The sequence below is a fragment of the Paenibacillus apiarius genome (genome assembly GCF_017052585.1).
Lineage (GTDB): Bacteria > Bacillota > Bacilli > Paenibacillales > Paenibacillaceae > Paenibacillus_B > Paenibacillus_B apiarius.
On record NZ_JAFFHZ010000001.1, the window covers coordinates 5,316,056 to 5,341,836 of the forward strand.

A 25,781-nucleotide genomic window follows, 5' to 3' on the forward strand; every position below is an offset into this window, starting at 1 on the left:
TTTTCGCGGCATAGTTGCCGGATACGTTGAAGCCGCCATTATGAAGCAAGCGGGGCACAGAGAACACACAAAAAAAGCGCATTCCGCGAGGAATGCGTCATTATATCAACCGCAGCAGCGCAATAATCAATACGCCTGCAATCATTGCCCACATCGGGCTCTTGGCGAACCAAGCGGTCAGGCTCGCGACGGCCACAGCCACGTAAAAAGCCCATTCAATCTTTCCTTCCACCATGGGATGGTAGAAGATGGCGGGCGCCACTAATGCGGCAAATACGCCGATAGGCACGTAACGGAAGCCTTGTTCAATTCGCGGCGATACTTTGATATACCGGCTGAGCGCCATGCTCGGGTAGCGGGTCAGATACGTCGCGGCCGCGGCCACGCAGATGACGATAAAGATAGTGTTGGAGGTCATTTCGAGTACACTCCTACAGCAAACGCGGCCGCAGCTCCGGCAAAAACAGCCCCGGATGTCCCGAACCATTGGTAGGCGGCAACGGATGCGATTACGGCCAGCCCGGCAGCCAAGAAATGACTGCGATGCTTCAGCATGGCGATAAGCAGTCCGAGAAACGCCGCTGTAAAGGCGAAGTCCAGTCCGAAGCGGGCCGGGTCTGCAATATACCCTCCCAGCTGATATCCGATCGCAGCGCTCAGCACCCATGCCAGCAGCACGACCAAGCCGGCACCGGCCATATATCCAAGGCCCAGCTTCCCTTGCCTCGCCTGCATCGTGCCGACGCTATAGCTTTCATCCGTAATGCCATACGACAACCAGATCAGATGCCCGCGATGCATCGGGGCGAGATCGCGGCCAAGCGATAATCCATATATAATATATCGAGCGTTAATGAGAAAAGTGCTGATTGCAATCGTCCATAGTGTGGCATCCTGCTGAAGCAAAGACAGAATCGTAAATTGTCCCGCTCCGGCAAACACAAACAGAGACATCGATACGGTTTCCAACCATGTAAAATGATTGGCATTGTTCGCCAGCGCGCCAAATGCAAGCCCATAAGTGAATACGCCAAGCGCAAGCGGCAACACATCGGATATGGCTTTCATAAAACCGTTTCGCAATGGAATTTCTTTTGTTATTGTAGATGATACAAAACCGTCCATCCTCGATTGCTCCTCTAATATGCTATAATAACTCCCGAGATATAATATAGCATATCTATTGTGGCGGTCAACTGATATTTCGTCGAAATTTAATCATTTTTTATGTAAAGTGTTTAATTTTGGTCACATTATGCTAGCCATGGAGGTAATTATGGAAAAGGACTTAATCTCTGACCGTATCGGCAAGCGTTTGCGCCATTATCGGCAGCAATTGAATATGACTTTGGACGACTTGGCCGAGCTCACCGGCGTCAGCAAGCCGATGCTCGGACAGATTGAAAGAGGCAGCTCCAATCCGACCGTCGCCACCCTGTGGAAGATTGCTTCCGGGCTTCAAGTTCCTTTAACCGCATTCATCTTCGAGAATCCTTCCTTAAAGGTCGTCCGCGCAGAGGACCAGCCCCAATTCCGGGAAGACAACAAGCGGTTCGAGGCCTACAATACATACGCAGCGCCTGGCATATCGCTGGAAACGTTCCGCGCTCGATTGCTCCCGGGCTGCTCTTATCAATCAGAGCCGCATGGGCTCGGGGTGATCGAATCCGTCACCGTGTTTGCGGGGACGCTGACGATCGAAATCGGACCGGAGACAAGCACGCTTGGAAAAGGAGACGCGATTTCCTTCTCCGCGGACATGGGTCACATCTACAAAAACAACTTGGAAGAAGTGTGCGAGATATCGGTATCGATTCTCTATTCCAATGTATCCACCAATAAGACTTCCATTTGACATGATGCACAAATGCCCTTGATGCTCCAAATACAAGATCGCCAAGGGCAGGGATGGTGCCTTTCATTTCACAAAATACTGCTCAGCGGAACGAAGTGACGAGTCCATTCAACAGAGTTCTTACGTCATATTGATATTGATTGATGGGAGCGATCGGCTTCTTGATGCCCAATAGCGTATACACGGCGATTCTTGCGGCTCTGACCGAGTATTCTTCGGTAAATACGACATCGTCCGGAACTTTGCAGAATTGTCCGACGAATGCCAGATTCGTCGAGCCCTGCGGAACGACCTGAGGCCGGTCGCCGACCGCGCGCGGCATGAATTGGGCCGTGATATACGGCATCATGCAAGGGATGCAATTGGCGGACTGAATAATCGCGTCCATGTCTTTATCGAATTTAAGATGCTGCAGAAGCTCTGTCAGTATTTCCTCGCCGGTACATTCAGACATTTTTTTCTTCACGTAGTCGCCGGTATTGTCCGGGAAGAGGCCGTAGCCCCAGAACACCTTGACATGCTCCGGCTGGTTGCGGAAGTGAGGTTGATCGCCAGAACAATCGACATCAGCCAACTGGACTCTTTAAAGGTCACCAAAGAGCCTGTTCCTGCCTTGTTGCGGGAGAAGGCTTCCATCAGGTCGAAGAATCTTGAATCCTGGCATGTTACGGTGAAGGACTCCCACTTCGAACCCTCGATGTTATCGTCGAAGGAAGAAGGATTGCCCAATCCGGGCTTTTTGGCGGCGATCCGGTCCCACAGCTTCCAAGAGCTGCCTTTGCCGTTTAAGCTTGGGGCCTTGGTCATCGAACCGAGGCTGTAGCCTTCCGTCATCGATCCATTCGTGACGATAACCAGGTCTCCTTCATTGAGCTCGATGGTTCCTGCCGCGCCTTCTTTTACATAATGAATCTTCGTTACGGTAATATCGCTTGAATCTTTGAAATCAAGATCGGTTACCGTGCATTTCATATTAAAATCGACGCCATGTTCCGTTAAATATTTCTGTATCGGAAGCGTAAGCGAATCATGTAGATTGTAAGGAGTTCTCGTTACCCCTTCAAGCGTCTGGATTCTTGGGAATTCATGCATGAAGCGAATCATATACCGTTTGAGCTCTACTACGCTATGCCAAGGCTGGAATGCGAACGTAGTCGCCCACATAAACCAGAAGTTCGTCTCGAAGAAGTGGGGGCCGAAGCGATGGCTAGCGGAATAATCAATATTCGGCGACTGTATGATTTTTAGTCATTTGTTAAAAAGTGTATAAATTACAAACAAGATGCACGATTATCGTTTACTGCATTTTGTGCTCATATCGAAGCAGCGCTCTAGCGAAATTGCCTTCGACTAAGTCGTATAACTTTTTAATCAGCACTTCCGGATCTTCCTTCATTCCGTGCTCCATCCATTGAATAACCAGACCGGTAAAAGCAAGCGTATAGAAATTGGCGATAAATTTCTTATCCGCTTCCTCAACCTCCATATCGTTCGAAACTTCGTTAACGACACCCATCATCAATTCGTTGGTGACGCTATACAAATAATGGTCCAGATGGTTTCTTGCTAATGAATTGAGCGTATTGACACAAAATGCTTTGTTATTTTCAATATAGAGGAAAATTTTGCGGAGTCCATGTGTCCATGTATGATAGCTTCTATATTGGGCGATGCTCTCAACGGCTTCCGTCTTATAGACCCAACCGAGCAGATCGTATATATCTTGAAAGTGGTAGTAAAAGGTTTGCCTGTTCAAGCCACAGTTGTCCACGATATGCTTAACAGTAACTTTATTGAACGCAACATGGTTCATGACTTCCTTGAGCGAGGTTGCAAGCGCTTTTTTCGTTATTCGTGAACTGGACATTCCATCACCTGCCCGTATAAGTATAAAAGTTGAATTTATGCTTATTATACCCACAAACGGATAGCGCTACAATGACTCGGGTTGACAAGGCAGGGGTGGTTGGACATCCGGCCATTCTCCCAACGACTCAGACTGAGCAGGCAAAGGCGGTCAAAGCGGGGGTTAACCGGACAAAAGGACTTTTTGAAGCTGCATCTGCAGACAGAAATATTTACCGCAAATGATTGCGCTGAATCATCAAAAAAAATGCTTGACAGATGAACGGCCTTTGTTAAAATAAAACTCTAGCCTTTAAATGATAATGATTATCAATATCATTATATATTGTTAAGGCTCGCCCATATCCAGTGTCGCTCCGGCACTGCATTAACGTACATAAAGGTGGTTGCACAGATGTCAGCAGATGGAGTGGTTCATCCTCCAATATCCGGGACAGTCAAGTCCTCACGATTTATCATCGCAAGCGGGATGCTAATGATAGGGGCGATATTGCTTGCAGTGGGCTTTGTCGCTTCGATTTCATATGGCGCAGCCGACGTCGGTTTCCGCGATGTATGGAATCTGATTTTTTCGTATAATGCCGATTCGGCTTCGCACTTGCTCATCTATGAATTGCGGATGCCGAGGGCAGTGAGCGGAATATTTGTCGGCGCGTGCCTTGCTGTGTCCGGCGCGATCATGCAGGGCATCACCCGCAATCCGCTGGCCACTCCATCGATTATGGGACTGTCTCAAGGTTCGGGGCTGGCGATTGCCATCGCTATGATTGTTTTGCCGGCCATGAGCTACTTTGAAATGGTCATCTTTTCTTTTGCCGGAGCGTCGGTGGGAGTTATGGTCGTATACGCGATCAGCGCGTTGTCTCCAGGCGGGATGTCGCCGGTTAAGCTCGTTCTCGCCGGAACGGCGGTAAGCTCGCTGTTCGGCGCGCTATCGTCCGGGCTGGCCATTTACTTCAAAATCGCGCAGGACATCAGCTTCTTCGCAGCGGGCGGATTGACGATGGTGCGGTGGGAAGCCATTGAGATGCTGGTTCCCATAAGCGCGGTCTGCCTTGCGCTGGCGATAGTGCTGTCACGATATGTAACTGTGCTCAGCTTCGGCGAAGAAGTGGCAGCAGGACTGGGGCAGCGTACGGTACTGGTTAAGACGTTATGCACGCTCGTCGTGTTGTTCATGACTGGGGCGGCCGTATCGGTGGCTGGCGGAGTGGGCTTCGTAGGGTTAATCATTCCCCATATTGTCCGTTCGATTGTGGGGGTGGATTATCGGTTGATTATTCCTTGTTCCGCGGTATTCGGCGGAGTTCTCGTGACGTATGCGGATATTGCATCCAGATGGTTCAACGCGCCTTATGAAACGCCTATCGGCGCGGTAACCGCCGTCATCGGGGTTCCATTTTTCCTGTATCTGGCGCGTAAAGAAGGGAGGAGCTTATGATGCGGTCTTCGCGGTCGGCCACGAATGGACGCGCTCCTCTCGTGATGGGATTGCTTGCCGCCGTTATTGTGGCCGTTTTTTTAATCAGTCTGAATTCAGGCTCGATTCCCATGTCTCCGCTTGAAGTATTGAAGACGCTGTTCGGCGGCGGCACCCCGCAGCAGGAAACAGTTCTGTTCCAATTTCGGATGCCGCGCATGGTCATTGCGCTGCTCATCGGCTGCGGGCTGGCTGTATCAGGCGTCATTTTGCAGGGGTTGTCACGGAATGCGCTGGCTGACCCGGGGCTGCTGGGAATTAATGCAGGAGCCGGGCTGGCGGTTGTGCTGTTCATGTACTTGGTGTTCGACACGAAGGAGATTAAGAGCGTGCTGCCGGCGATGGCGATTCCCTTGTTCGCTTTAGCGGGAGCGGGTGCGACTGCCGTGCTCATTTTTACGCTGGCTTGGAAGCAAGGGATTACGCCCATCCGGTTGATTCTGGTCGGGATTGCGGTATCCGCCGGACTCGGTGCGGTAAATACGGTCATATCCCTGAAAATGGACAATGCCAGCTTCATGTATGCCGCCGTCTGGTTAGCGGGCAGCTTGTGGGGAACGAGCTGGGCGTTCGTTATCGCCATTCTCCCTTGGATACTGGTCTTAGTTCCGTATGCCATGTGGAAAGCCCGGTATCTCAATGTGCTCAATCTTGGAGATACGCTGGCCTGCGGCGTCGGGGTGCGCGTGGAACGCGAACGCGGCAAATTGATCTTTGCGAGCGCGGGGCTGGCCGGGGCTTGCGTAGCGGCTGGAGGAGGCATTGGCTTTGTCGGCCTGATTGCGCCGCATATCGCCCGCAGGCTGGTCGGCCCCAAGCATCAGCTGCTCATTCCTGCCGCGACATTGATCGGGGCGCTGCTGCTGCTGGCGGCAGACTGGCTAGCGCGGAATGTCCTTAGCCAGGCTGAAATTCCGGTCGGTATCGTCATCTCTGTACTGGGGACGCCGTACTTCCTGTATCTATTGATGAAAGCCAAGACATAGGCAAGGGACGGCGCAACTATAAAATGAAAAGAAACGGGGAGAATGAATATGATGAAACGGTTTATGAACTTGACATTGATTTTTATGCTTGCTCTTATCTTTACAGGCTGCGGCCAGAAGGCAGCGGCTCCGACGGCTGGCAGCCAAGATAGCGCAAGTCAACAGACCGAGGGGTCAAAAGAAAAGGCCGAGGCGAAGCAGGAGGAACAATTCAAAACGGTCAAAACATCGCGCGGGGAAGTGAAGATTCCGACTAATCCGCAACGAGTCGTCGACCTTGCCTATGCGACCGAAGAGCTGCTGATTATGGGCATCAAGCCCGTTATGTCTTCATCTGGCCCCGATCTGAAGGATTACTTGAAAGACAAGCTTGAAGGAGTGACGCTTGTTGATGCCGGCTCCGTAAAGGTGGAAGATGTAATGGCGCTCAATCCGGATCTGATTATAACGAGCGGCCGCACGGAGAAGCTGTACGATCAGCTGACGCAAATTGCGCCAACGGTTCAATTGGAAGGCGATTTTTACACGTGGCGCGAACGCTTCCCGGAAATGGCCAGCATTTTGGGAAAAGAAAAAGAAATGAACGAATGGCTTGCGCAATATGACGAGAAAGCGAAAAAAATCGGGGACGAAATAAAAGCGAAGACGGGTGATGCAACCTTTGCGCTTTATGTTGCGAATGCTTCCCAATACCGCATTTACGGCAAGGCTTTGCTGGGAGACGTACTATTCACTGACTTGAAGCTGCCAATGGGCGAGGGGGCGCCGCAAGAGAAAAGTGTAGAAATTGTATCCCTCGAAAATCTATTCAAGTTCGATCCGGATTATATTTTTTTGGGGCTGTATGGAAGCAACCTTGCCGTGGCGCAGAAAAAGCTGGACGACATGCAAAAATCCGAACTGTGGGGCAAGCTGAAGGCGGCAAAAAACGGCCATGTTTATATGCTGGACAACCCGACATGGTCACTGGGCACGTTCCCGCTCGGCAAAGAAAAAGCGCTTGAAATGGTGCGCGACACCGTATTGAAATAAGAGAGCCGCAAGACTCCCTAACCCTCATGCGCCAACTAATGAATATATGTTCACGAAGCACACCAATTGCAAAGAACAACAATTGGTGTGCTTCCGTTTTGTTACCAGCGTGTTTCAATAGCAAGTACGTGGCGGATAGAACTGTTGGTGATAAGGGCAATTGGTTTGTTGAAAATGTGGCTGAGGCTGCATGGAGTGTGGCTGCTGCATGAACGCTCCGCCTTCTTCCCCACTATTATGACAGTTTGCTGGAGGACCGATCACAACGCTCTTTTTAATAGGCGCCAACGTTTCTTTTACCTTATCCACATTCAAGCAATAAGAATGAGCAAGAATTTCTGGTGGCGTCAAGCGCAAAATATCCGATCCGAAGATAACCTCAGGAGTCGGAGCATCGAAAATAGCGATAAGATGGGTGTGGTCTTTATTGGCAATCTCATAATGCCACCATCCTTGAGGAACATTAACGACTTGGCCAGGCTTAATTAAGTATTTTAACAGCTGATTGGTGAAGGGGTTGATAAAACTGACAGCTACTTCTCCTGTAATGCAATATACGAGTTCATTTGCGTTCTGATGAATATGGGGTTCGATCATATTGCCTGCACTTAAAAAGATATCGAGCAGAGAAGTGTTTCCAAGACTGTTCAATTGATTTACCCCTAATACATTGATATAGTTCTGAGCGTCCTTCTTGAAGTAGAGGGATTGGTTCACATCATAAGCAAATTCGACATCAGGTGTAGCATAATTCACGTGAGAAGTCGTCATGTTTTGTTCCTGCCTTTTTAATGAGATATTTGCAATATCATATGTGTTTGCCTAAGGTGTGTGCCCATTCCCTTACTCGTACGCAAAGCTCAAATACGAAGACTGTCAGGCCGCATGGTATTAGCAGCTAGGGGAATTCGGGTCCGGCAAGAAAGTAGGTATTGAAAGGGCTGCATCGTTTATATTACAATATAATTAATGATGATAATCATTCTCATACGTATGAGAATGGACATTCTCGAGATGCAGTGGGATAAAAATGATAGATTTCGAAGGGCCATAGCCATCCCATTGGAAAATATACAGTGAAGTGTACAAAGTGGGCGGTTTCGAGCCGTGGACACGGCTGCCTCCCAGTCCTAATAATTAATGAGGAAGGAAGAACGCATCATGAATTCGTTATATCCGATTTTGACGGTTGCTTTAATGCTTGCAGGAGGGTTTTGTTTGTGGCTGGCCCTGGATCATGATCGGCGTTACAAGAAGTGGAACAGAAGCGAATCGCCAGAATAAGGCGCTTGTTGAGCCCTCTTTGGTCGATACCGCAACAAATACAGGCGGGAGGGTATCCGCTGGCAGACCTTGCGTTCCCCTGTGAATCCTTGTCATCACCACGCTAGATGACTTGATTTCAACAAGCGAAAGGTTGTGGACCCTTCCAATGTTTCCCCCTCTTCTCGCACTAATATCCAATTCTACGACCTCCATAAAAACGATATGGATCCCTTTCAAGATTATCCTGCGCTGCACGGTGTTCGCTTTCCGCTTGAATCATAAAAAAATAGATAGCTAAAAGTGGAAGCATTACATTATATTCAATATAGTCGACAATCAAGATTGCAGTCGCTCATTCAAGAGGAGGCGTATTCATGGATAATCCGATAACAGATATAAACTGGACCGGAAAAACGGAAATCATTGATGATTTAGCCGCGCAAGGGAGCTCCTTAACTGTATGCTCCTTGGAATCCGGACTCGAGGCAGAGGTAATCAAGATCGATACGGATGCGGCAAGCTATGTGCTCAAAGTGTGGAACAAGGGCTCCAGACCGGACGTTGGTTACCAATATCGTTTATTGCATACGCTATATGAGCGGGGACTGGCCGTCTCCAAGCCGTTCGGCTGGGGAGCGAATTCTAATGGCGAGAGTGTCTTGCTGACAAGTTATGACGGGATTCCTGTTCTGAAGGTGAACAAACAGAAAATGACGGAGATCGCGCATATATTATCGAACATACATAAAGTTCCGACGGAGGAGCTGGATGATTCACTCCTGCGAAAATATGATTTTATTCGTTATTTTTATCCGGAAATAGAACAGTTTCCAGAGCTGCATCATCAATTGACGCATCTTGTGGAGAATGCAAATATTAGACAAGACACGCTTATTCACGGTGATTTCAACTTGGGGAACATTCTGGAAAATGAGGGGCAGTACAGGGTGATCGATTGGACGAACGGTCAACTAGGGGATCCAAGGTATGACGTTGCTTGGTCGGGGATTTTAATGCGGATATATGCAGGGGAGCGGCAGCACTCTGTCTTTCTGTCTGCGTATGCAGCGGAAAATAAATTAGTTTCTGATGAGAAAGAACGGTTCGAGGCCATGGCTTGCCTCAGGTGGATTTTGCTCGACAAGCTGGCGGGGCTCCCCAAAAGAGCTGACACAATGAAGCGTGTAAAAGATATCATCAAAAAGAACGCGCATCTGAATGAAAGTATCGATCTTCTATTATAATAGGAAGCGAAACATTCATCCTGGTAAGCGGACGTACCAAAAGGGAGAGGTATGCGTGTTCATTAAATTCATACAAGTTTAACGCACTCATTGCAGGAATCTGGAGCGCTCAAGCAAGCTATGATCAATTCATGAGCAGAGAACATGATGAGATTGTGGAGCCATGCGCGTCCGATTGGCTAGGCGGAGATTAAGGGCGTTAAAACTGCAGAGCTATGGGGGCATAGCCCCCAACACTCTGTAATAGCCCGTTGTTGCTGTCGCTTACGACGGCATGCTTGCAAGCAACAGCTTGTCGAACCATATTATTTGCAACTTCCCTATTATGGGCCTTGCCATTACAGCCACTCGTTGAATTTGCGAATGTACCATTTCTTAACCAATTGTGTCAGCACGCAGTAGCCGAGCAACGTGCCCGCCAGCCATGGGAAGTATTCCAAAGGAAGCGGCTGCAGGCCGATACTTGCGCCAAAACCCGAGAACGGGACAAAAATTCCCGCAATCATGACGGCACAGGTCAGCAATAATACAGGCATGCTTGCTCTGCTTTGGATAAACGGTATTTTCTCGGTACGAATCATATGCACGATTAACGTCTGCGAGAGCAGCCCTTCGATAAACCAGCCGGAATGGAACAACGTTTGCTGATCGATTGAATTGGCTGAGAAGATATACCACATCAATGCGTACGTAGTGATATCAAAAATGGAGCTGATCGGGCCGATGAATATCATAAATCTGCCGACGGACTTCGAATCCCATTTCTTAGGCTTGCGTAAATACTCCTTATCCATATGGTCCCAAGGAATGGAGAGCTGGGAAATGTCATAGAACAAATTTTGAATCAGCAGATGAAGCGGCAACATCGGCAGAAACGGGATAAAGGCGCTTGCGACCAGCACGCTGAATACGTTGCCGAAATTCGAGCTTGCCGTCATTTTAATATATTTGATCATGTTTCCGAATGTTCTGCGTCCCTCGATTACGCCGCGCTCCAGCACCATCAAGCTTTTTTCGAGCAAGATGATGTCTGCCGATTCCTTGGAAATATCGACAGCGGTATCCACGGAGATGCCGACATCGGCTTCCTTGAGCGACACGGCATCATTGATGCCATCGCCCATAAATCCGACCGTATGGCCTTTGCTTTTCAGGACGCGGACGATGCGCGCTTTTTGCAATGGATTCACTTTGGCAAATACATTGGAACGCTCAGCGAGGTCAGCCAATTGTTGATCGGTCAACAGCTCGATTTCATGTCCCAGCACGATATCACTGATTTCGAGCCCGACATCCTTACATACTTTGCGGGTAACCTCCGCGTTGTCGCCGGTGATGATTTTAACTTCCACGCCGCTGTCGTTCAGTGCCCGGATGGCCTCCCGCGCCGTTTCTTTCGGCGGATCGAGGAAGCCGATATATCCGGCCAGCACGAGATCCTGTTCGTCCTTGACGCCATATGGCTCGTCTGTTGCCGCGGTGTGCTTGATGGCAACGGCAATGACGCGGAGGCCGTCCTTATTCAAGCTGTTGACGAATCGCTGCGCCTTGTCAGCGCGTTCCGCCGTAAGGGGGACGATGTTCCCGTTGTCGGACACATGTGAACAGATCCCAAGAACTTCTTCCATCGCTCCTTTACAGATGAGCAGATGTCCATTGCCCCGCTTCTCCAGTACGACGGACATGCGGCGGCGGTTGAAGTCGAACGGGATTTCATCGATTTTTGTATAGTTTTTCTCCGCGCCCAATACATCCGTAAGCTCCGCATGCTCCAGTACTGCCACATCCAGCAAGTTCTTCAGTCCCGTCTGGTGGTAGCTGTTCAAATAAGCGTATTCCAACACTTGATGGTCCTCTTTGCCGTTGATGTCCAGATGCCGTTCCAACACAATTTTGTCTTGGGTTAGGGTTCCGGTTTTGTCTGTGCATAAGATGTCCATCGCTCCGAAATTCTGGATTGAATTCAGCCGTTTCACGACCACTTTATTGCGCGACATGATAGCAGCGCCCTTGGCGAGATTGCCGGCGACGATAACCGGCAGCATTTCCGGCGTCAGCCCGACCGCGATGGATAAGCCGAAGAAGAGCGCTTCCCACCAATCGCCTTTCGTAAAACCGTTAATGAAGAAGATGACGGGGACCATAATGAGCATAAAGCGAATCAGCACGAAGGTAACGCTCTTGACGCCTTTGTCGAAGCTCGTAAGCGGCGGCTTGCCGATTAAGGTGCTGGCCATGGAGCCGAAATAGGTATTGTCGCCTGTTGAGACGACGACAGCGGAGGCCGAACCGCTGATCACATTTGTGCCCATATAGCACATATTGTTCAGTTCCAGCGCATTGGCGGGCGTCTGTTGTTTGCGATTGCGCGCCAACTTCGAGGCCCCTTGCGGCAGCGTATCCAGCTTTTCCACGGGCATCGCTTCCCCCGTCAAGGCGGATTCTCCGACATGCAGATCCTTCGAGTGAATCAGTCTGACATCGGCCGGCACCATATCGCCTGCGGACAAATGGATGACATCACCGGGGACGAGCAGTTCCAGGTCAATTTCTTTGCGCTGGGCCTGCCGGCTCACCGTTGCTGTCGTTTTGACCATCTCCTTCAGCTTTTCGGCGGTTCGCGCGGAACGAAATTCTTGCGTGAACGTAATAATGACGCTGACTGTGACCATGGTTGCAATAATGACCACGGCTTCGATGTCCTCATCGACGATATAGGAGAACAAGGCCAAGGAAAGCAAGATTAAAATAAACGGATTTTTGAAGCAGGCAAGCAACTGCACATACCAAGCCGGCGTTTTTTCGTGCGCCACCTGATTTTTTCCGTATTTGTCCAATCTTTTATTTGCTTCGATATCCGTGAGACCTGCAGAACGGGTGTCCAGCTCTTCCATCACATCATCTTCATGGGAGATGGAAGCGTGAATGAGCCGTTTGGCGATTTCGTGATTTTTCTTATCTTTGTCTTTTGCATGATGTTTCATTTTCTTATCTCCTCTCTGCACAGCGCATGTTCGGTTGAGGGAGGCCGTTCCGCTTAAATGCAAAAAAAGCTCTCCCCGTTGAAGGGAGAGCAAGTGCTCCGGACATTCAGCATGCACCTGCATGTTTCATTTACGCATACTCAAATACACCCAGCTGCATCCGCAGTTTGAATGGAAATAAAAGTATGGGAACACGCAAGAGCATGGCAAAGCCGGCTCTCCTTCAGTACAGGATGTTCGGTTGAACTTACATAATCGGCTGGCTGGTCCACTGTCCAAGGATATTCCCCCCTTTGCAAAATAAAAACCCTCCAGGGGACCTAGAGGGTTAGAAAAGCACGCAAAAAAGCTTCCGTATCCCCCTGGTCGAGTTTTGGCACTATACAACGTAAAGAGATGCAATGTCTCTTAGCCACCTTAAGAAAAGCCTTAATCCGGCAGTTCCTGTTCTACCCATGGGCATCTTTCGATATTTCTGGGCAGTGGCCTCTGTTTGTATAGGAGCCTCACCTAACGAGGACTTATTGAATTCCTTGTCATCTTAAGTCTTACATTTTCATTTGTCAAGCCATTTTTTTGCGGGGAAGCGCTGATGCTGTGTATGCAGTTCGGTAAATAGGAGAAGAATGGGCATGACAAGCAGATTTGTCAGGTTGACAATCGGAGCAGCAAGAAGTACGATTTCTTTGTTAGCATTTTACTTATTCCGTTCGGCAAAGGGGGTATGCGCCATGGACAGCAGTGACAGTCGATTATCGCACGCAGAACTGCTTATTACGAGGAGCGGGGAGGAAGAGCGCTCGCATGGCTGCTGCCGCCAACCGATTTCAAGGCTGGGAACAGCAAGCTGATTGTTTTCTCCCCAGAAAGGGGAAATGCCATATGACCTACTCAACGTTCGGAAGACACGTCGCAGCTGATCTATGGGAAGTTGATTTTGACCGGATTAATAATGCCGGATTTTTGCAAAACCAGCTGATCGCAGCCGCGGAACGATGCGGAGCGACCGTGTTGTCCGTGTCGGAACGGCAATTTGAGCCCCAAGGGGCTACCGTGCTTTTGTTATTGTCAGAAAGCCATCTTTCGATCCATACGTACCCGGAAAGAGGGTTTGCGGCGTTGGATTGTTACACCTGCGGGGACACGGTCGATCCCGAAATTGCCATTCACTATTTGATCTCTGTGCTCAAGCCCAGAACGTATTATGTGAAGAAGCTAATCCGGGGAATTGGAGAAATAGGAGAAGAACCGCCAGCGATGAATTCTATGCAGGCGCCTTAAATGCGTAGATGATTTATCTAAAGCAGATCCAGAATGATCCAGAATGCGCTCGGAGGATGGGGCTGTTCAAATAGGTTGATGTGACATGTATACGATACAAGCGCAGGATATGAAAGCTTGCAAGCTCTCCTTTTTCGGGGGAGCTTATTTTAGCTTGATTGCAGCTCGTCTGAATGAGCTATCGCTAGACTCGTGGGATAATATGACATATACTTGATTCATTAAGAACCACATACATAAGATAGAACCATATAAAGCGATTTGAGGTGATTACGTTGGAAGTTCAGATGAAAACGGTCACTCCGATCTTCCGGATGTTTAACGTAGAGAAAGCGAAAGAGTTTTATATTGAGTTTCTGGAATTCAAGGTGGATTGGGAGCATCGGTATGAGCCTGACCTTCCTTTGTACATGCAAGTTTCCTGCGGTGAGTGCGTCATTCATCTATCAGAGCATTATAACGATTGTTGCCCGGGCTCTGCCATCCGAATTGCTGTTGATAATATTGAATACCTGCATGAACGACTCACAACAAAGCAATATAAACATGCCCGTCCCGGATTGGATCACGACGATAAATCACTGTCTATTACGGATCCCTTTGGCAACCGTGTTCATTTTTTTGAGTCTCAATCCTCTAGGACATGAAGCAATTCGAAATTGAAATCAGGGCCGCAGCAGAGAGCGAATGGGAGGAAGTGTGGAACTTGCTTGAGCGCAGAGGAGCAACTGATTCCAAGGAACTAGCCGCATCCCGGTTTCGCTCCATTGTTCAGAATGAACAGCACTATTTGCCTGTCGCGGCTGTAAATAAGAAGCTCGTAGGGTATGGTTGGGCGCAAAATTATGGACCTCATTTACGGTCGGGACAACAGCTGTTCCGATTGCATGACTTGTTTGTGCTCGAATCTTACAGGAATAAACGGATTGCCGCCTTTCTTTTTGAAAGGATGAAAGAGTGGTCGCGGCTTAACGGAGCATCATGGTTGCAGTGGAATGCAAATCCCGAATCTGCGAGTTTTTATTTGCGTTTAGGATATCAGCCTATTCCAGAGGAAGATGAAGGATTTCCCTTTTTTGAAATCGAATTTGCCGTAAAATAGCAAGTACGAGGGTTGATTCCGAATTTCCAAAACGAGGTTCAAGGTGGTGTATCTCAATGAAACGCATCTATCTGATAAGGCATTGCCAGGCCGAGGGACAAGAGCCACAGGCTCCGTTGACAACGGAGGGAGTAAGGCAAGCGGAGGAACTAAGGGAGTTTCTTGCTCACCGGGGTATTGAACGAATCGTTGCCAGCCCTTATTTGAGAGCGGTTTCGACCATCCGTCCCTTAGCTGAATTGCTGCAAATCCCAGTCCATACGGATGCCAGACTTCAGGAACGAGTGCTATGTTCATACAACATGATAGACTGGCTTGATCATTTAAAGGAGACCTTTGCAGATACAGAGTTGAAGTATGAAGGCGGAGAATCGTCCCGGGAAGCGAAGAATCGGGGGCTTGAAGTCATTCATGAAGCGCTCGGAAGAGCCGAACGCAGCACTGCAATCGTAACGCACGGAAACTTGATGTCGCTGCTGCTGAATCATTTCACGCATGATTTTGGATTCGAGAAGTGGGAGCGGCTGTCCAACCCAGACGTGTATGAGCTTCAATTATTCGGAGAGAACGATAACATCACTGTAAGCCGAATCTGGATGTAAGATCAGATGTAAAAATAGCCCCGTACAAGTTTCTGTCGGATAGAAGACTCTTGTATGGGGTTTTATGCATTTCTTTTTATTATAGTAAGGTATTATATGGTATATTGCATAGTGAAACAGACTTTGGAAGACAGCACTAGCGCCACGGCGATGGATTAGCCTGCAATGATGGAGAAGGGATGTCTTTGCGCATTCTTTTCGCCACTCTCCCGCTCGTTCAGATTGCAAGATTTTGCCATCGCAAATAGGAGGCAGTAGTGAGAAGCGTGGCAGACAGGAGCGAGCAGTCGAAATGCAATTGTGCAGTTATATTTGCGGACTATCGGCTTTTTCGGCCTTTGAAATGCAAAAGCGCATTAAAATGTAAGGGAACACCATTATTTGTACGCTTTTGCAAAAAAATGAAATGCACTTTTGCATTTCAGCACCACGAAAAACAAGCAATAAGCCCAAACAAATGTATATTTGCAGTTGAAGCCTCTCATGCATCCGAAAGTTCACTATTTTCGTACCCAATATACTTTAGGAGATTTTACATGACAAGTGTAGGACGACCGTTTTTGGAAAAGGAAGGCTTGTTGCTCAGTGAGTATGGATTCACCCCAGACGAAGGATACGCAAAGTTGGCTTCTGGCACCGTAACCTATTATCATTATACTCATGCAGACAGGCTGGATGAAATTTTTTCTCCGGATAGCGGCTTATTGGCAAGCAGGCCGATAGCATGTCCCAATATACCGGAGCAATTTAAGGATCGTTATGTAACCGAAGGATTCCTCGAACCTTTACCCAACTGGCTTAAAAACTGCACGTACTTTGGCGATCTTGGGTATGAACTGATGCGCAGATACATCGGAAATGTACTGCTGGAAATCAAGCTGCCTGTTCGTGAGTATGATGTTCATATTGCCGATTATGCACATGTGATGGAATGCAAAAGCATCGAATATAGAGGGACTCCAGCATTGCAGCTCGGGTATGATTGCAACAGCGGAAGCAAAGTGACGCAGGCCTACGTACATTCATTTATTCCAGTGGTCAAGTACAAGCGAGGACATGTGGCGCCTGTGGTCCAAGTGTTGCGCCTCGGAGAAGGAGTGGCCGTTCCGAACCGCTATATTGAGGTATCGAAGCTTCAACCTTTTCAACTATAAATACAATTCATGACGAAAGCTTGATGGAACACATTATTGCAACTTTTTAAGGAATAGGCGGAGAATACGATGAATACATGCGAACCAGTCGAAACGGAATTAGGCTTTATTAGCGGCAGAGATGCCGTTTACGTTGATGCCATTCATTACGATTATAATTGCAGAACCGTTACGTTCAAGGGAGAATTCAACGGTGCATTATGTTCGAATGCTTCCAGCGATGAATTTATCGCATACGAAATGGTGTTTGAGAGTGTGTATGTATTTAAGTCCATCGAGCTGGACGTGTGTATGGAATTAATGGACCCAGAGGAAGTAACAGCGTGCTCCTTCATGGAGTATGTCGAATCAGAGCTGCTGGACACGGTTGAAAAGGCGAGAAACATCAAGCTGAAACATTTTCTGTTGCAGACGTATGATGATGTATTTGTAATCGCATGCAAGGATGTCAAGTTGGCGCTAGTTTAGCGATAATGGAGCAAGGTGATAGAGATTTGTGACTCCATGATCTTGTAGACCGACACTATTGAGGGGAGTGCCGACATCATGCAACGGATTCATGCTTTAACAAACGATCTAACCAAGAAATTATTGCATTTTCTATATCAGGATGAGTTGTACAATATTTATTTGATTGATTTGCTGGAAAATCGGCCGGAGTTCATTGGCGAGTTGTACATCCATCAAAAAGAAAAGCAGATTATGGCTGTGATGCACATGAAGAGTGATGGCAATTCTGATTATACTACGTTTTCTTATATGCCCTCAGAGGATGGACTGCCCCACACCGCAGCTCAGATCCGCAGCTTATGTCATGAGAAAATATTGTTGGCCGGGAAAAGGTCCGATGTAATAAAATTGTTGGAATTGCTTGGGTCTGCGAGAGAAGTTGCTCCTAATCAAAAATTCGAAGGCAGTGATACGAAATGAGGACTACATTATATTTCGTGAGACATGCCGAATCCATTTATATGGAAGCTCCCGATCATGTGGCTTTCTGGACTGATTTATATAATCGCATCCAGAGCAAATTATTCTCTTATATGAACGCTGAAGCAAGGTTAAAAGTTAAACATCACTTTGAGAGCGTATTAAAAAATCGCGGCTTTATTAACGTGCCTTCGGTATTGATTCATGGAGATTTCGGGACGTCGAATATTTTGGTTCGCCCGGAGACAGGAGCGCTGGCAGGGGTCATTGATTTCGGGGATGCAATGCTTGGAGACCCGGCTTTGGATTTTGCGGCTCTATATGCGCAATATGGCGTAGGATTTTTGGAAATGTGCAAGGCAAGCTATGGCGAGAGGGGGCGTATTCAAGAACGGCTTGATTTCTATGCGGGGACCTTTGCGCTGCAGGAAGCTTTAATCGGGATCGAAAATGACGATAAGGCAGCATTCGAAAATGGAATCAGAACGTATATATAAAATATATTACATTGATGCATAAGAGGTGAGGGAATGATTCTCGAAGTGGCCATGCTGCATATTAAGCCCGGCATGAAAAGCGATTTTGAAAGCAGCTTCAGGAAAGCGTCGAAGATTATTTCGAAGGCGAGAGGTTATATTGAGCATGAACTGCAAAAGTGCGTGGAAGAAGACAATAAATACGTATTGCTTGTCCGCTGGGAGTCGTTGAAGGATCATATGGTCGGATTCCGTCAGTCTGACGAATATGAAGATTGGAAGGCGTTGCTGCACCACTATTATGATCCGTTTCCAACCGTAGAGCATTATATTACGATCAACTTGGAAAGCCTGAATACGGATGACGAGGATGAACATAAATGACGACAAAGCTGGAGCAAGCGATTCAATTGCGGGCTGCGGGAATTCAGCTATTTCATAAATACGGGAGACATGTGGTCCGGAAGGGACAACACATGAGCAAATATAACGAGGTCAGGAAGTGTCAAAGATGAACCCGAAAAAGTTGGCGGCGGAAGCTGCGGCCGAGCTTGTGCAGGATGGGATGGTCGTAGGTCTCGGAACGGGGTCTACGGCTTATTGGGCGATTCAGAGGTTGGGTCACAGAGTGAAGGCAGGATTGCAAATGAAAGCGATTGCCACATCATCTTCCTCCGAAGATTTGGCCCGGCAGCTAGAAATACCGATCGTCCCATTTTCGGAAATCGATCATATAGATATTGCCATTGATGGCGCGGACGAGGTGGACTCGGAGCTTAGTCTGGTCAAAGGCGGCGGCGGAGCGCTGCTGCGCGAGAAAATCGTGGCCGCTGCAAGCCGCATTTTCTATGTCGTGGTGGATGAATCCAAACTCGTGCCGCAGCTGGGCGCGTTTCCCTTGCCTGTCGAGGTCGTTCCGTTCGGAGCGGACATGACGAAGCGCAAGATCGAAGAACTGGGCTGCAGGGCGTCCATTCGAATGCAAATGGGAGAACGTTATATTACCGATAACGGAAATTACATTTTGGACTGCGACTTCGGGGCGATACGCGATCCGGAGCGCCTTCATGCTCAATTCCATGCGATACCCGGAGTTGTGGAGAACGGCCTGTTCATCAATATGGCCAATCGTGTATTTGTAGGTTATCAAGATGGCAGCGTGAGAAGGATGGAGCGGTAGTGGATGAAATACGGCAACCCGTCCGCTGGGGGATTTCGCAAATTGCCAATCATAGCCGCATCATTACGCCAACATTGCTCGCCTGAAATGATTTCGGGAGTGAAGAGAAGCTTATGAGTAATTATGAATCTATATTGCAGGCTCTGGAACGGAAGGGTTGGAGCACCAAGGGTTTGGACGTAAAATTTCTAGGCGAGGGCGCTTGGTTCAAAGCATATTGGTTTACGACCAGCGAACGCGAGCCGGCGGTGATCCGCTTTCCGCAGCCCGTATCTTATGGCAGGCCATTTCAATATGACGAGACCGAACTGCTTACGGAATTCGCCTCCCGGGGCTTATATTATGAGAAGGCCAACGACCTTGTGCCTGGAATTTGCCCACAGTGGTATACTTATGACGTTCAGCCTGACTTATCGTTCACCATCGAAGCGTATTGCGGCGACACCGTGCAGCTGAAGCAGACGGATGATACACAGGCGGCGCAGCTCGGGAGGCAGTGCGGCGAATTGTGCCGGGCCATGAACGGGGTGCAGCTGGACATCGACGGGTTCGGCTTTTTGGAGTGGCGCGAAGGCAGGCTGCAGGGAACGATGCAGGGTGACCACCAGGAATACTGGATGCATGAGACGAACGGATACTGGGAGCAATTCGAACAATTTTTGGGCAACGATTATCCTTGTCAATCAGATGCTATCAAGGAAAAGCTGAAGCGGATTATCGAGCGCCGCTTGCATTCTGAATGCACGCTGTCTCTAGCCAATCGGGATATATCGCCTGAAAATATGACGACAATGAGCGGCCGTATCAGGTTAATCGATCCGTTTCCGCTCTATTTCAATGGGCATGTTTTTGCTGGTAACGTGCTCAACAATTTCATGACGCTCTTCCCGTCGTATTACCGTTCGCCCCGCTATGCCAAGCATCAATTTCATTTGTGCCAGCGTCAATTGCAATGCTTCGCCGCAGGGTTTCTCGATGGATATGCCCAAGGCGATCGAGAGATTCGTTTAACTGTGCTGATGGAGGAATACTTGATGCTGTTTGATTTGACTGTGGAGCATATGAATCTATTGAAGCAGGAAAATTGGCAGGAAGAAACGGTGCTCCGCTCAGGCAACCGGGAAGCGGTAAGCGAGAGAATACCGGGATATGTGAGGAGGCTGGAGCAATTCAGCTTTGACGTATAAGACTTTAAGGCACATAGTAAAAGCAAGAACCGGCAACAGGAGGATATGATGCATAAAATAAGCAGACAAAAGACGGTGGAGGGCACTAGAATACCGGGCTTCATCCGCAATGGCCAATATTTTTATATCAATGTGGATGTATATGAAGACGGCATGATCAACTGTTGGGAATTGGTAGATATCGCGGGCTTGGAAGAGAAGCTCGATACCAATTGGCTGAATGCCCAGGTTCCGGACGGAGAGCATATATCGATATTCGGGTTAGGTTATTATAAAGCAGAGTCGGCAGTATGGAAATATGACAAGATGAGCTATCTGCAGTACATAAAAGAAAAAATAAAACAGATGAATCCGCAGTTGTCCAATCTGTATGTCGTCACCGATGCGGAGAAAGAACTGCTCGAGAAGCGCAGACTGGCATACTCGCCGCGTGCGAAAGAATTTTATGTCACAAGCGAAGTCGGGTATCAAACTATTGAAGGCGCGGCCTTTACGGCGTTCTTGCGCCATCAAGACCATAATTACTTGGTCAATCTCGTTGTCTATGAAGATGGAAGAGTTATGATCTATCATACTGATTTTACGCTTCAATATAGAATAGAAGATATCAATGCGCTGTTCGCTAATGGGACGTTGTTCACTTCTTGCGCTGCGCCGACGCGAATCATTTTGGATAACTTCGGGGAAGTGACATTGACGGATGCGGGATATGCGGTTGAAGGGAAAGAGAAGCTGAAGGAATTAATGGACCTATACACAAGGCTCAAGGGTGAAAAAACGACATTGGAAGTGTGCAGGAGCTTGTATTTGCAATATTTGCAATATCCGGATGAGGACACGAAAGCGGCGCTGAAGGAAGCTTATGAAGCGATTCCAGAGCATGAAAGGGTTTATTTGGGAGATATGGACAGCCGGGACACAGATTATATTCGAATTCTCTATACGGATGAGACAAGGGAGGTGTAAAGTGATGAAGCAAATCATTGCAATGGGCGGCGGCGGATTCTCCATGGAACCGGAGAACCCGCTCCTGGATTTATATATTTTGCGGCAATCGGGTTCAGAGCACCCGAACATATGCTTCCTGCCGACGGCCAGCGGAGATGCGGACGGGTATATACAGCGATTTTATAAGGCGTTCGGCGAGCACGCCTGCATTCCCTCCCATTTGTCATTGTTTAATGCTCCCACGAAAGACCTGGAAGATTATGTGCTGAGCAAAGATATTATTTATGTCGGCGGAGGAAATACACGCAATTTGCTTGTTCTGTGGAAAGAATGGGGACTCGATCGCATCCTGCGGACAGCATGGGAGCAAGGTATTATTTTGGCCGGTCTCAGTGCGGGATCCATTTGCTGGTTCGAAGAAGGGGTGACCGATTCCATTCCGGGCGAACTTACTGGATTGGCAGGTTTGGGCTTCTTGAAAGGGAGCAACTGCCCTCATTATGATGGTGAAGCAGATCGAAGACCAAGCTACCATCGATTGATGCAAACGGGCAAAATAAGCGGCGGCATCGCTACGGATGATGGGGCAGCCATTCATTACCGGGATCAGGAACTCTATCGCGTCATCGGATCAAGACCGGAGGCGAGGGCATATCATGTGGACTGTGCCGCTGGGCAAGTGAGGGAGAGCGCAATCATACCGGAATATGTAGGGGATATGTTCTGAGCAGCCACAAGTATGAGTCCGGAGTCGGCATGGCTTCTGCACAATTTGTGCCCTGCGCCTAACAAACATGTGAAAATGAGGCGAGCAACATTGGAATCTTCTGAACATCATCAGCAGCCTTGGGCTGACATCATGAACTTATTCGAACGGGGCGGCAATGATGCCGTTATTCTCCCTGCAAGCTCCGAGCGCGGGCAAGAGACGCTGCAGCGCCTTCAAATATCTGAAGGCTCTTATCTCGGTTCCATCGCCCGCTATTCTGGCGGCGTGCTCATTAATCAAGGATGGATTAAGCTGTTGGGTTCTGGCAACGAGCTTGTATACGGAGATGTGCTGAGCTGGAATGGATTGGGCGAAGATATAGGGATTTCGCCTTTGCGCGGCGCGTGTGTGATAGCGTATGACGTGGCAGGCGGTTTTTTTGCCTTGAATGGCGGGCGTTTTGGAGAAGAAGGGTATTCCGTCTATTATTTTGCGCCCGATACATTGGAATGGGAGAACACGGAGTTGACCTATTCGGCGTTCCTGGAGTGGCTGGCGAATGGCGACCTGGAGCTTTACTATCGCACTTTCAGATGGAGCAATTGGCAAGAAGATGTTACATCTATGGATGCGAACCAAGTGATTAGTTACTTCCCGCCGCTCTGGTTGAGGAAGGAACTGCAGAGACGAGCAGCAGGAAAGCCATTGCTGTTACAGAGTTATGGAATTCTTCCGTACAGATGACAGACTGAATTGGAGAGAGAACAATGACATCTAGAAAAATTAGATTGGCTATCGTCGGCTTGGGACATATGGGGCAGTATATGATTCGTCTCGCGAACCAGCCTGAATTTCAACCAGACATCGAATTAACGGCAATTTGTGAATCGAATGACCATTCGCGCCAACAATGCCGGGAACAATATCCCGAAGTGAAATATTACGCTGACTATCAGCTCCTATTGGACGAGACGGACATTGATCTGCTCTATGTAGCCGTCCCGCCTGCCTACCATCATGACGTCGTGTCAGCTGCGCTGCGCAAGAACATCCATGTCTTTTGCGAGAAGCCGCTCGCTAATAGTCTGGATGAGGCGAAGCGCTTGCTGCTGATGGCCAAGGAGGCCGGCGTTGTGCATGCGATTCATTTCTCGATGCCGCATGAACCGGCAGTAAGACAGGCGGAGAAAATGGTGGCGGAGGGAGTCATCGGAACCATCCGCAAGCTTGACCTTATTTTGCAATTTCCAAGCTGGCCGCGGGATTGGCAGCATAACTCATGGATTTCCTCCAGACGGCAAGGCGGATTCGTGCTGGAGGTGGGGGTTCACTGGATTCACGTTATCCAGAAGCTGTTCGGCCGGATTACTCATGTGCAGAGCGAACTGGAGTTCCCTGAGCAGCCAGACCGCTGTGAGATCGGAGTTCGTGCGAAGATGGTGCTTGCCGGCGGGGTACCCGTTCACCTGAACGGAATGTCCGAGTTCGCGGGAGCAGAACGCGTCTCGCTTGTTGTTCATGGCACAGCCGGTACGATTGCGCTGGAAAATTGGAGCGAGTTATACGCCGGACCGATAGGCCAACCTCTGCGGCCTGTCGTTGCAGATAAACAGCTTGGCGAGCCGCCTGTTTTGAAACATGTCATCCAAGCCATTAGAGGAGAACAAGCCGATCTATTTGATTTCCATGACGGTTACGAGGCTCAGGTCGTGCTGGAGGCGCTGCGGCGTCCTGAATCATCTCAGTTGGTTGATGTCAGAGAGTGCGATATTGATATATAAGAAGCTGCTGATTACTCTTGATTACTTTCCTCCTGCTTTCGTTTGCAGGGGGGATTTTTCTATTACGGGCATCACATTAGATGACATCGGAATCGCACAGAATAGAGCCTATGAACTGCATTTGTTCAGTTGTTTTTGCGAAATTCTACCCTTATAGGCGTTTGAAATGCAAATGTGCAGTTCAAAACGAGAGGAATTCCATTATTTAGATGATTTCGTGGAGATGAAATGCACTTTTGCAGTCTAGTGTGATGAAAGACGCAAAAAGGGGAGTCTCAAATGTATATGTGCAGTTGAAGACGCTCCCTCCCGCTCTTTCGGCACTCGCTTGAGCGCTTGTACGATGCGGGAATGGTTGTTACTGACTGAAGGGGAGAGTGAGTGGAAAGGGTTGAACGGAGAGAGTAACGTCTCTATGGATCTAGAGCTGAGTAAGGTAGCTGCTTGCCACAACAATACGCTTCACTGACGTTTTATTACTTTTAATTCTCCATTATATGATAAAATTAGTGATATATCCGGTTCGACTGCGATTGAAACACAATATGCAGATACAGCTTCTACGTGCATAATAGCATATAAACACTTTGGCAGAGAGGGAATGATGATGCATACACAACAAGACTTGATTGGCCGTGCGGAGCAGTTCGTCCAAGCCGAATTGGCTCACGACAGCAGCGGCCATGACTGGTGGCACATTCATCGGGTCAGACAGCTGGCTGTTCGAATTGCGGCGGAAGAAGGGGCCGATGTATTCATATGTGAACTGGCGGCGCTGCTGCACGATGTAGCCGATGCCAAGCTGAATTCCGACAAAGAGAGCGGAATGGCCACAGTAGCCCATTGGCTTGCAGCGAATGAGGCCGATTCTAGCACAAGTGAACAGATACTTCGTATTATATCGAACCTGTCATACAATGGCGGTCATAACCCTCCAATGAATACATTGGAGGGACGGATCGTGCAAGATGCCGATCGGCTTGATGCAATGGGGGCGATCGGTATTGCGCGGGCCTTTGCTTATTCGGGATGGAAAGGCCACTTGATGCATGATCCTGAGCGTGCGCCAAGGGAGACCACGTCAGAAGCCGAGTATCGTAACCATCCCTCGACCGCCATTAATCATTTTCACGAGAAGCTGTTGAGATTGAAGGAGCTCATGAATACGAAGCACGGGAAAAGCTTGGCCTTGCAGCGGCATCAGGTGATGACAGAGTTCTTGCAGCAGTTCCACAAGGAATGGGAAGCCGAGGACGGTCGATTATGATTGATTCCAATTATGAATTGCTTTCACAGCACTATCCTATTAGCCGCGTGCTCCTCATCGAAAAGATGGGGCAAGGAATGAAGGAATATGATTTGTAATAATTTAAAAGCTTGATTGCCGTCATCATTTTTCCTTGACTTTTACAAGTATGATTTAGTAATATTGTACCCAACCTCATATTAGGCATTGATCAAAGACATGATTTCCATTACGGCCTGCCCAGAGAGAGAAGTTACAGCTGCAAGCTTCTTCAGTACCGGATGCGAGATTACCCCTTTGTAGCCGTGGCGTTGAACCCGTCGATCTGTTCTCGCGGAAGTAAGCGGCACCGTCTTATCCCCGTTACCGGATATCAATGAGGATCTAGCATCGGCATGCTCCGGAGAACAGCCACGGCATGTAACGCCGCAGATCGAATCAGGGTGGAACCACGAGCTGAACGCACTCGTCC

Annotated in this window: 28 protein-coding genes, 1 pseudogene and 1 riboswitch; of the genes and pseudogenes, 23 read left to right on the top strand and 6 right to left on the bottom strand. The window is 48.5% G+C overall.

The genetic code is table 11. The annotated features are described in order from the left end of the window. Positions 1 to 100: 100 nt before the first annotated feature. Complete coding sequence (locus JSQ80_RS23535; RefSeq protein WP_206096914.1) at positions 101 to 418, bottom strand: AzlD domain-containing protein; 318 nt, start codon at positions 416 to 418, stop codon at positions 101 to 103. Beyond that, positions 415 to 1,125, bottom strand: a complete 711-nt coding sequence (locus JSQ80_RS23540; protein WP_206096915.1) for an AzlC family ABC transporter permease — start codon at positions 1,123 to 1,125, stop codon at positions 415 to 417. Before JSQ80_RS23540 ends, JSQ80_RS23535 begins: the two co-directional genes overlap by 4 nt. A gap of 151 nt (positions 1,126 to 1,276) precedes the next feature. Here JSQ80_RS23540 and JSQ80_RS23545 point away from each other — a divergent pair, with 151 nt between their 5' ends. Next, complete coding sequence (locus tag JSQ80_RS23545; protein ID WP_206096916.1) at positions 1,277 to 1,855, top strand: helix-turn-helix domain-containing protein; 579 nt, start codon at positions 1,277 to 1,279, stop codon at positions 1,853 to 1,855. A gap of 82 nt (positions 1,856 to 1,937) precedes the next feature. On the opposite strand, the pseudogene JSQ80_RS23550 reads toward JSQ80_RS23545, so the two are convergent. Both JSQ80_RS23550 and dhaS read right to left on the bottom strand, forming a co-directional pair. Continuing rightward, positions 1,938 to 3,019, bottom strand: a pseudogene (locus JSQ80_RS23550) (oleate hydratase). Between the two features lie 133 nt (positions 3,020 to 3,152). Continuing rightward, positions 3,153 to 3,722 (bottom strand): dihydroxyacetone kinase transcriptional activator DhaS, encoded by a 570-nt coding sequence (gene dhaS / locus JSQ80_RS23555; RefSeq protein WP_206096917.1) that lies wholly within the window; start codon positions 3,720 to 3,722, stop codon positions 3,153 to 3,155. Between the two features lie 393 nt (positions 3,723 to 4,115). Here dhaS and JSQ80_RS23560 point away from each other — a divergent pair, with 393 nt between their 5' ends. Genes JSQ80_RS23560 through JSQ80_RS23570 form a run of 3 tightly spaced genes read left to right on the top strand, consistent with a single transcriptional unit; the run spans position 4,116 to position 7,219 of the window. Further along, positions 4,116 to 5,162, top strand: a complete 1,047-nt coding sequence (locus JSQ80_RS23560; RefSeq protein ID WP_206096918.1) for a FecCD family ABC transporter permease — start codon at positions 4,116 to 4,118, stop codon at positions 5,160 to 5,162. Next, positions 5,162 to 6,187 carry a FecCD family ABC transporter permease gene (locus tag JSQ80_RS23565; protein ID WP_206097717.1) on the top strand — a complete coding sequence of 342 codons (1,026 nt, stop codon included), beginning with the start codon at positions 5,162 to 5,164 and terminating at the stop codon, positions 6,185 to 6,187. Before JSQ80_RS23560 ends, JSQ80_RS23565 begins: the two co-directional genes overlap by 1 nt. A 48-nt stretch (positions 6,188 to 6,235) precedes the next feature. Further along, positions 6,236 to 7,219, top strand: coding sequence for an ABC transporter substrate-binding protein (locus JSQ80_RS23570; protein ID WP_206096919.1), 984 nt, complete (start codon positions 6,236 to 6,238; stop codon positions 7,217 to 7,219). Between the two features lie 114 nt (positions 7,220 to 7,333). Here JSQ80_RS23570 and JSQ80_RS23575 read toward each other — a convergent pair whose 3' ends face one another. Then, on the bottom strand, positions 7,334 to 7,990 hold the full coding sequence (locus JSQ80_RS23575) for a cupin domain-containing protein (protein ID WP_206096920.1): 657 nt from the start codon (positions 7,988 to 7,990) through the stop codon (positions 7,334 to 7,336). Between the two features lie 390 nt (positions 7,991 to 8,380). Between JSQ80_RS23575 and JSQ80_RS29575 the strand changes: the two genes are divergently transcribed. Together JSQ80_RS29575 and JSQ80_RS23580 are read left to right on the top strand one after the other, a co-directional pair. Beyond that, entirely contained in the window at positions 8,381 to 8,503 is a 123-nt protein-coding gene (locus JSQ80_RS29575; RefSeq protein WP_268601528.1) for a hypothetical protein, read from the top strand. A gap of 356 nt (positions 8,504 to 8,859) precedes the next feature. Beyond that, positions 8,860 to 9,729, top strand: coding sequence for a phosphotransferase family protein (locus JSQ80_RS23580; RefSeq protein ID WP_206096921.1), 870 nt, complete (start codon positions 8,860 to 8,862; stop codon positions 9,727 to 9,729). 338 nt (positions 9,730 to 10,067) lie between these two features. Here JSQ80_RS23580 and mgtA read toward each other — a convergent pair whose 3' ends face one another. Further along, positions 10,068 to 12,713, bottom strand: a complete 2,646-nt coding sequence (gene mgtA, locus JSQ80_RS23585; protein WP_206096922.1) for a magnesium-translocating P-type ATPase — start codon at positions 12,711 to 12,713, stop codon at positions 10,068 to 10,070. Between the two features lie 352 nt (positions 12,714 to 13,065). Next, positions 13,066 to 13,238: riboswitch (M-box (ykoK) riboswitch) on the bottom strand. Positions 13,239 to 13,345: 107 nt separating this feature from the next. Between mgtA and JSQ80_RS23590 the strand changes: the two genes are divergently transcribed. The 17 genes from JSQ80_RS23590 to JSQ80_RS23670 all read left to right on the top strand — a co-directional run bounded on the left by JSQ80_RS23590 (position 13,346) and on the right by JSQ80_RS23670 (position 25,330). Then, positions 13,346 to 13,564: a hypothetical protein gene (locus JSQ80_RS23590; RefSeq protein WP_206096923.1), complete on the top strand. Its 219-nt coding sequence runs from the start codon at positions 13,346 to 13,348 to the stop codon at positions 13,562 to 13,564. A gap of 31 nt (positions 13,565 to 13,595) precedes the next feature. After that, positions 13,596 to 13,994, top strand: coding sequence for an adenosylmethionine decarboxylase (gene speD, locus JSQ80_RS23595; protein WP_206096924.1), 399 nt, complete (start codon positions 13,596 to 13,598; stop codon positions 13,992 to 13,994). A gap of 287 nt (positions 13,995 to 14,281) precedes the next feature. Continuing rightward, entirely contained in the window at positions 14,282 to 14,641 is a 360-nt protein-coding gene (locus tag JSQ80_RS23600; RefSeq protein ID WP_206097718.1) for a glyoxalase superfamily protein, read from the top strand. Beyond that, positions 14,638 to 15,096 carry a GNAT family N-acetyltransferase gene (locus tag JSQ80_RS23605; RefSeq protein ID WP_336245812.1) on the top strand — a complete coding sequence of 153 codons (459 nt, stop codon included), beginning with the start codon at positions 14,638 to 14,640 and terminating at the stop codon, positions 15,094 to 15,096. The genes JSQ80_RS23600 and JSQ80_RS23605 overlap by 4 nt, the downstream gene beginning before the upstream one ends. Before the next feature lie 56 nt (positions 15,097 to 15,152). Then, entirely contained in the window at positions 15,153 to 15,698 is a 546-nt protein-coding gene (locus tag JSQ80_RS23610) for a histidine phosphatase family protein (RefSeq protein ID WP_206096926.1), read from the top strand. 536 nt (positions 15,699 to 16,234) lie between these two features. Continuing rightward, positions 16,235 to 16,852, top strand: coding sequence for a hypothetical protein (locus JSQ80_RS23615; protein WP_206096927.1), 618 nt, complete (start codon positions 16,235 to 16,237; stop codon positions 16,850 to 16,852). A gap of 69 nt (positions 16,853 to 16,921) precedes the next feature. Beyond that, a complete protein-coding gene (locus JSQ80_RS23620) occupies positions 16,922 to 17,320 on the top strand; it encodes a hypothetical protein (protein ID WP_206096928.1) in 399 nt (132 codons plus the stop codon). A 78-nt stretch (positions 17,321 to 17,398) separates the two neighbouring features. Beyond that, positions 17,399 to 17,782 carry a hypothetical protein gene (locus tag JSQ80_RS23625; protein ID WP_206096929.1) on the top strand — a complete coding sequence of 128 codons (384 nt, stop codon included), beginning with the start codon at positions 17,399 to 17,401 and terminating at the stop codon, positions 17,780 to 17,782. After that, complete coding sequence (locus tag JSQ80_RS23630) at positions 17,779 to 18,279, top strand: aminoglycoside phosphotransferase family protein (protein WP_206096930.1); 501 nt, start codon at positions 17,779 to 17,781, stop codon at positions 18,277 to 18,279. Before JSQ80_RS23625 ends, JSQ80_RS23630 begins: the two co-directional genes overlap by 4 nt. Positions 18,280 to 18,312: 33 nt before the next feature. Beyond that, positions 18,313 to 18,642, top strand: a complete 330-nt coding sequence (locus tag JSQ80_RS23635) for an antibiotic biosynthesis monooxygenase family protein (RefSeq protein ID WP_206096931.1) — start codon at positions 18,313 to 18,315, stop codon at positions 18,640 to 18,642. 127 nt (positions 18,643 to 18,769) lie between these two features. Then, entirely contained in the window at positions 18,770 to 19,438 is a 669-nt protein-coding gene (rpiA, locus tag JSQ80_RS23640; protein ID WP_206096932.1) for a ribose-5-phosphate isomerase RpiA, read from the top strand. Positions 19,439 to 19,551: 113 nt separating this feature from the next. Next, positions 19,552 to 20,625: a hypothetical protein gene (locus JSQ80_RS23645; protein ID WP_206096933.1), complete on the top strand. Its 1,074-nt coding sequence runs from the start codon at positions 19,552 to 19,554 to the stop codon at positions 20,623 to 20,625. Between the two features lie 48 nt (positions 20,626 to 20,673). Then, positions 20,674 to 21,591 carry a DUF7638 domain-containing protein gene (locus JSQ80_RS23650; RefSeq protein ID WP_206097719.1) on the top strand — a complete coding sequence of 306 codons (918 nt, stop codon included), beginning with the start codon at positions 20,674 to 20,676 and terminating at the stop codon, positions 21,589 to 21,591. A gap of 4 nt (positions 21,592 to 21,595) precedes the next feature. Beyond that, positions 21,596 to 22,300: a Type 1 glutamine amidotransferase-like domain-containing protein gene (locus JSQ80_RS23655; protein WP_206096934.1), complete on the top strand. Its 705-nt coding sequence runs from the start codon at positions 21,596 to 21,598 to the stop codon at positions 22,298 to 22,300. 90 nt (positions 22,301 to 22,390) lie between these two features. Further along, positions 22,391 to 23,026 (top strand): DUF2625 family protein, encoded by a 636-nt coding sequence (locus JSQ80_RS23660; RefSeq protein ID WP_240463786.1) that lies wholly within the window; start codon positions 22,391 to 22,393, stop codon positions 23,024 to 23,026. 23 nt (positions 23,027 to 23,049) lie between these two features. After that, complete coding sequence (locus tag JSQ80_RS23665; protein WP_206096935.1) at positions 23,050 to 24,063, top strand: Gfo/Idh/MocA family protein; 1,014 nt, start codon at positions 23,050 to 23,052, stop codon at positions 24,061 to 24,063. Positions 24,064 to 24,670: 607 nt separating this feature from the next. Beyond that, on the top strand, positions 24,671 to 25,330 hold the full coding sequence (locus tag JSQ80_RS23670; protein WP_206096936.1) for an HD domain-containing protein: 660 nt from the start codon (positions 24,671 to 24,673) through the stop codon (positions 25,328 to 25,330). The last annotated feature ends 451 nt before the right edge of the window (positions 25,331 to 25,781 follow it).

Excerpts from the sequence above, each read along its gene's own strand:
- JSQ80_RS23560 (WP_206096918.1), top strand. The coding sequence starts at position 4,116 with ATGTCAGCAGATGGAGTGGTTCATCCTCCAATATCCGGGACAGTCAAG.
- JSQ80_RS23655 (WP_206096934.1), top strand. The coding sequence starts at position 21,596 with ATGAAGCAAATCATTGCAATGGGCGGCGGCGGATTCTCCATGGAACCG.
- JSQ80_RS23635 (WP_206096931.1), top strand. The coding sequence starts at position 18,313 with ATGATTCTCGAAGTGGCCATGCTGCATATTAAGCCCGGCATGAAAAGC.
- JSQ80_RS23625 (WP_206096929.1), top strand. The coding sequence starts at position 17,399 with ATGCAACGGATTCATGCTTTAACAAACGATCTAACCAAGAAATTATTG.
- JSQ80_RS23610 (WP_206096926.1), top strand. The coding sequence starts at position 15,153 with ATGAAACGCATCTATCTGATAAGGCATTGCCAGGCCGAGGGACAAGAG.
- dhaS (WP_206096917.1), bottom strand. The coding sequence starts at position 3,722 with ATGTCCAGTTCACGAATAACGAAAAAAGCGCTTGCAACCTCGCTCAAG.
- mgtA (WP_206096922.1), bottom strand. The coding sequence starts at position 12,713 with ATGAAACATCATGCAAAAGACAAAGATAAGAAAAATCACGAAATCGCC.
- rpiA (WP_206096932.1), top strand. The coding sequence starts at position 18,770 with ATGAACCCGAAAAAGTTGGCGGCGGAAGCTGCGGCCGAGCTTGTGCAG.
- JSQ80_RS23590 (WP_206096923.1), top strand. The coding sequence starts at position 13,346 with ATGACAAGCAGATTTGTCAGGTTGACAATCGGAGCAGCAAGAAGTACG.
- JSQ80_RS23575 (WP_206096920.1), bottom strand. The coding sequence starts at position 7,990 with ATGACGACTTCTCACGTGAATTATGCTACACCTGATGTCGAATTTGCT.
- JSQ80_RS23615 (WP_206096927.1), top strand. The coding sequence starts at position 16,235 with ATGACAAGTGTAGGACGACCGTTTTTGGAAAAGGAAGGCTTGTTGCTC.
- JSQ80_RS23630 (WP_206096930.1), top strand. The coding sequence starts at position 17,779 with ATGAGGACTACATTATATTTCGTGAGACATGCCGAATCCATTTATATG.
- JSQ80_RS23570 (WP_206096919.1), top strand. The coding sequence starts at position 6,236 with ATGATGAAACGGTTTATGAACTTGACATTGATTTTTATGCTTGCTCTT.
- JSQ80_RS23650 (WP_206097719.1), top strand. The coding sequence starts at position 20,674 with ATGCATAAAATAAGCAGACAAAAGACGGTGGAGGGCACTAGAATACCG.
- JSQ80_RS29575 (WP_268601528.1), top strand. The coding sequence starts at position 8,381 with ATGAATTCGTTATATCCGATTTTGACGGTTGCTTTAATGCTTGCAGGA.
- JSQ80_RS23665 (WP_206096935.1), top strand. The coding sequence starts at position 23,050 with ATGACATCTAGAAAAATTAGATTGGCTATCGTCGGCTTGGGACATATG.
- JSQ80_RS23565 (WP_206097717.1), top strand. The coding sequence starts at position 5,162 with ATGCGGTCTTCGCGGTCGGCCACGAATGGACGCGCTCCTCTCGTGATG.
- JSQ80_RS23600 (WP_206097718.1), top strand. The coding sequence starts at position 14,282 with ATGAAAACGGTCACTCCGATCTTCCGGATGTTTAACGTAGAGAAAGCG.
- JSQ80_RS23580 (WP_206096921.1), top strand. The coding sequence starts at position 8,860 with ATGGATAATCCGATAACAGATATAAACTGGACCGGAAAAACGGAAATC.
- JSQ80_RS23540 (WP_206096915.1), bottom strand. The coding sequence starts at position 1,125 with ATGGACGGTTTTGTATCATCTACAATAACAAAAGAAATTCCATTGCGA.
- JSQ80_RS23535 (WP_206096914.1), bottom strand. The coding sequence starts at position 418 with ATGACCTCCAACACTATCTTTATCGTCATCTGCGTGGCCGCGGCCGCG.
- speD (WP_206096924.1), top strand. The coding sequence starts at position 13,596 with ATGACCTACTCAACGTTCGGAAGACACGTCGCAGCTGATCTATGGGAA.
- JSQ80_RS23645 (WP_206096933.1), top strand. The coding sequence starts at position 19,552 with ATGAGTAATTATGAATCTATATTGCAGGCTCTGGAACGGAAGGGTTGG.
- JSQ80_RS23545 (WP_206096916.1), top strand. The coding sequence starts at position 1,277 with ATGGAAAAGGACTTAATCTCTGACCGTATCGGCAAGCGTTTGCGCCAT.
- JSQ80_RS23670 (WP_206096936.1), top strand. The coding sequence starts at position 24,671 with ATGCATACACAACAAGACTTGATTGGCCGTGCGGAGCAGTTCGTCCAA.
- JSQ80_RS23605 (WP_336245812.1), top strand. The coding sequence starts at position 14,638 with ATGAAGCAATTCGAAATTGAAATCAGGGCCGCAGCAGAGAGCGAATGG.
- JSQ80_RS23620 (WP_206096928.1), top strand. The coding sequence starts at position 16,922 with ATGAATACATGCGAACCAGTCGAAACGGAATTAGGCTTTATTAGCGGC.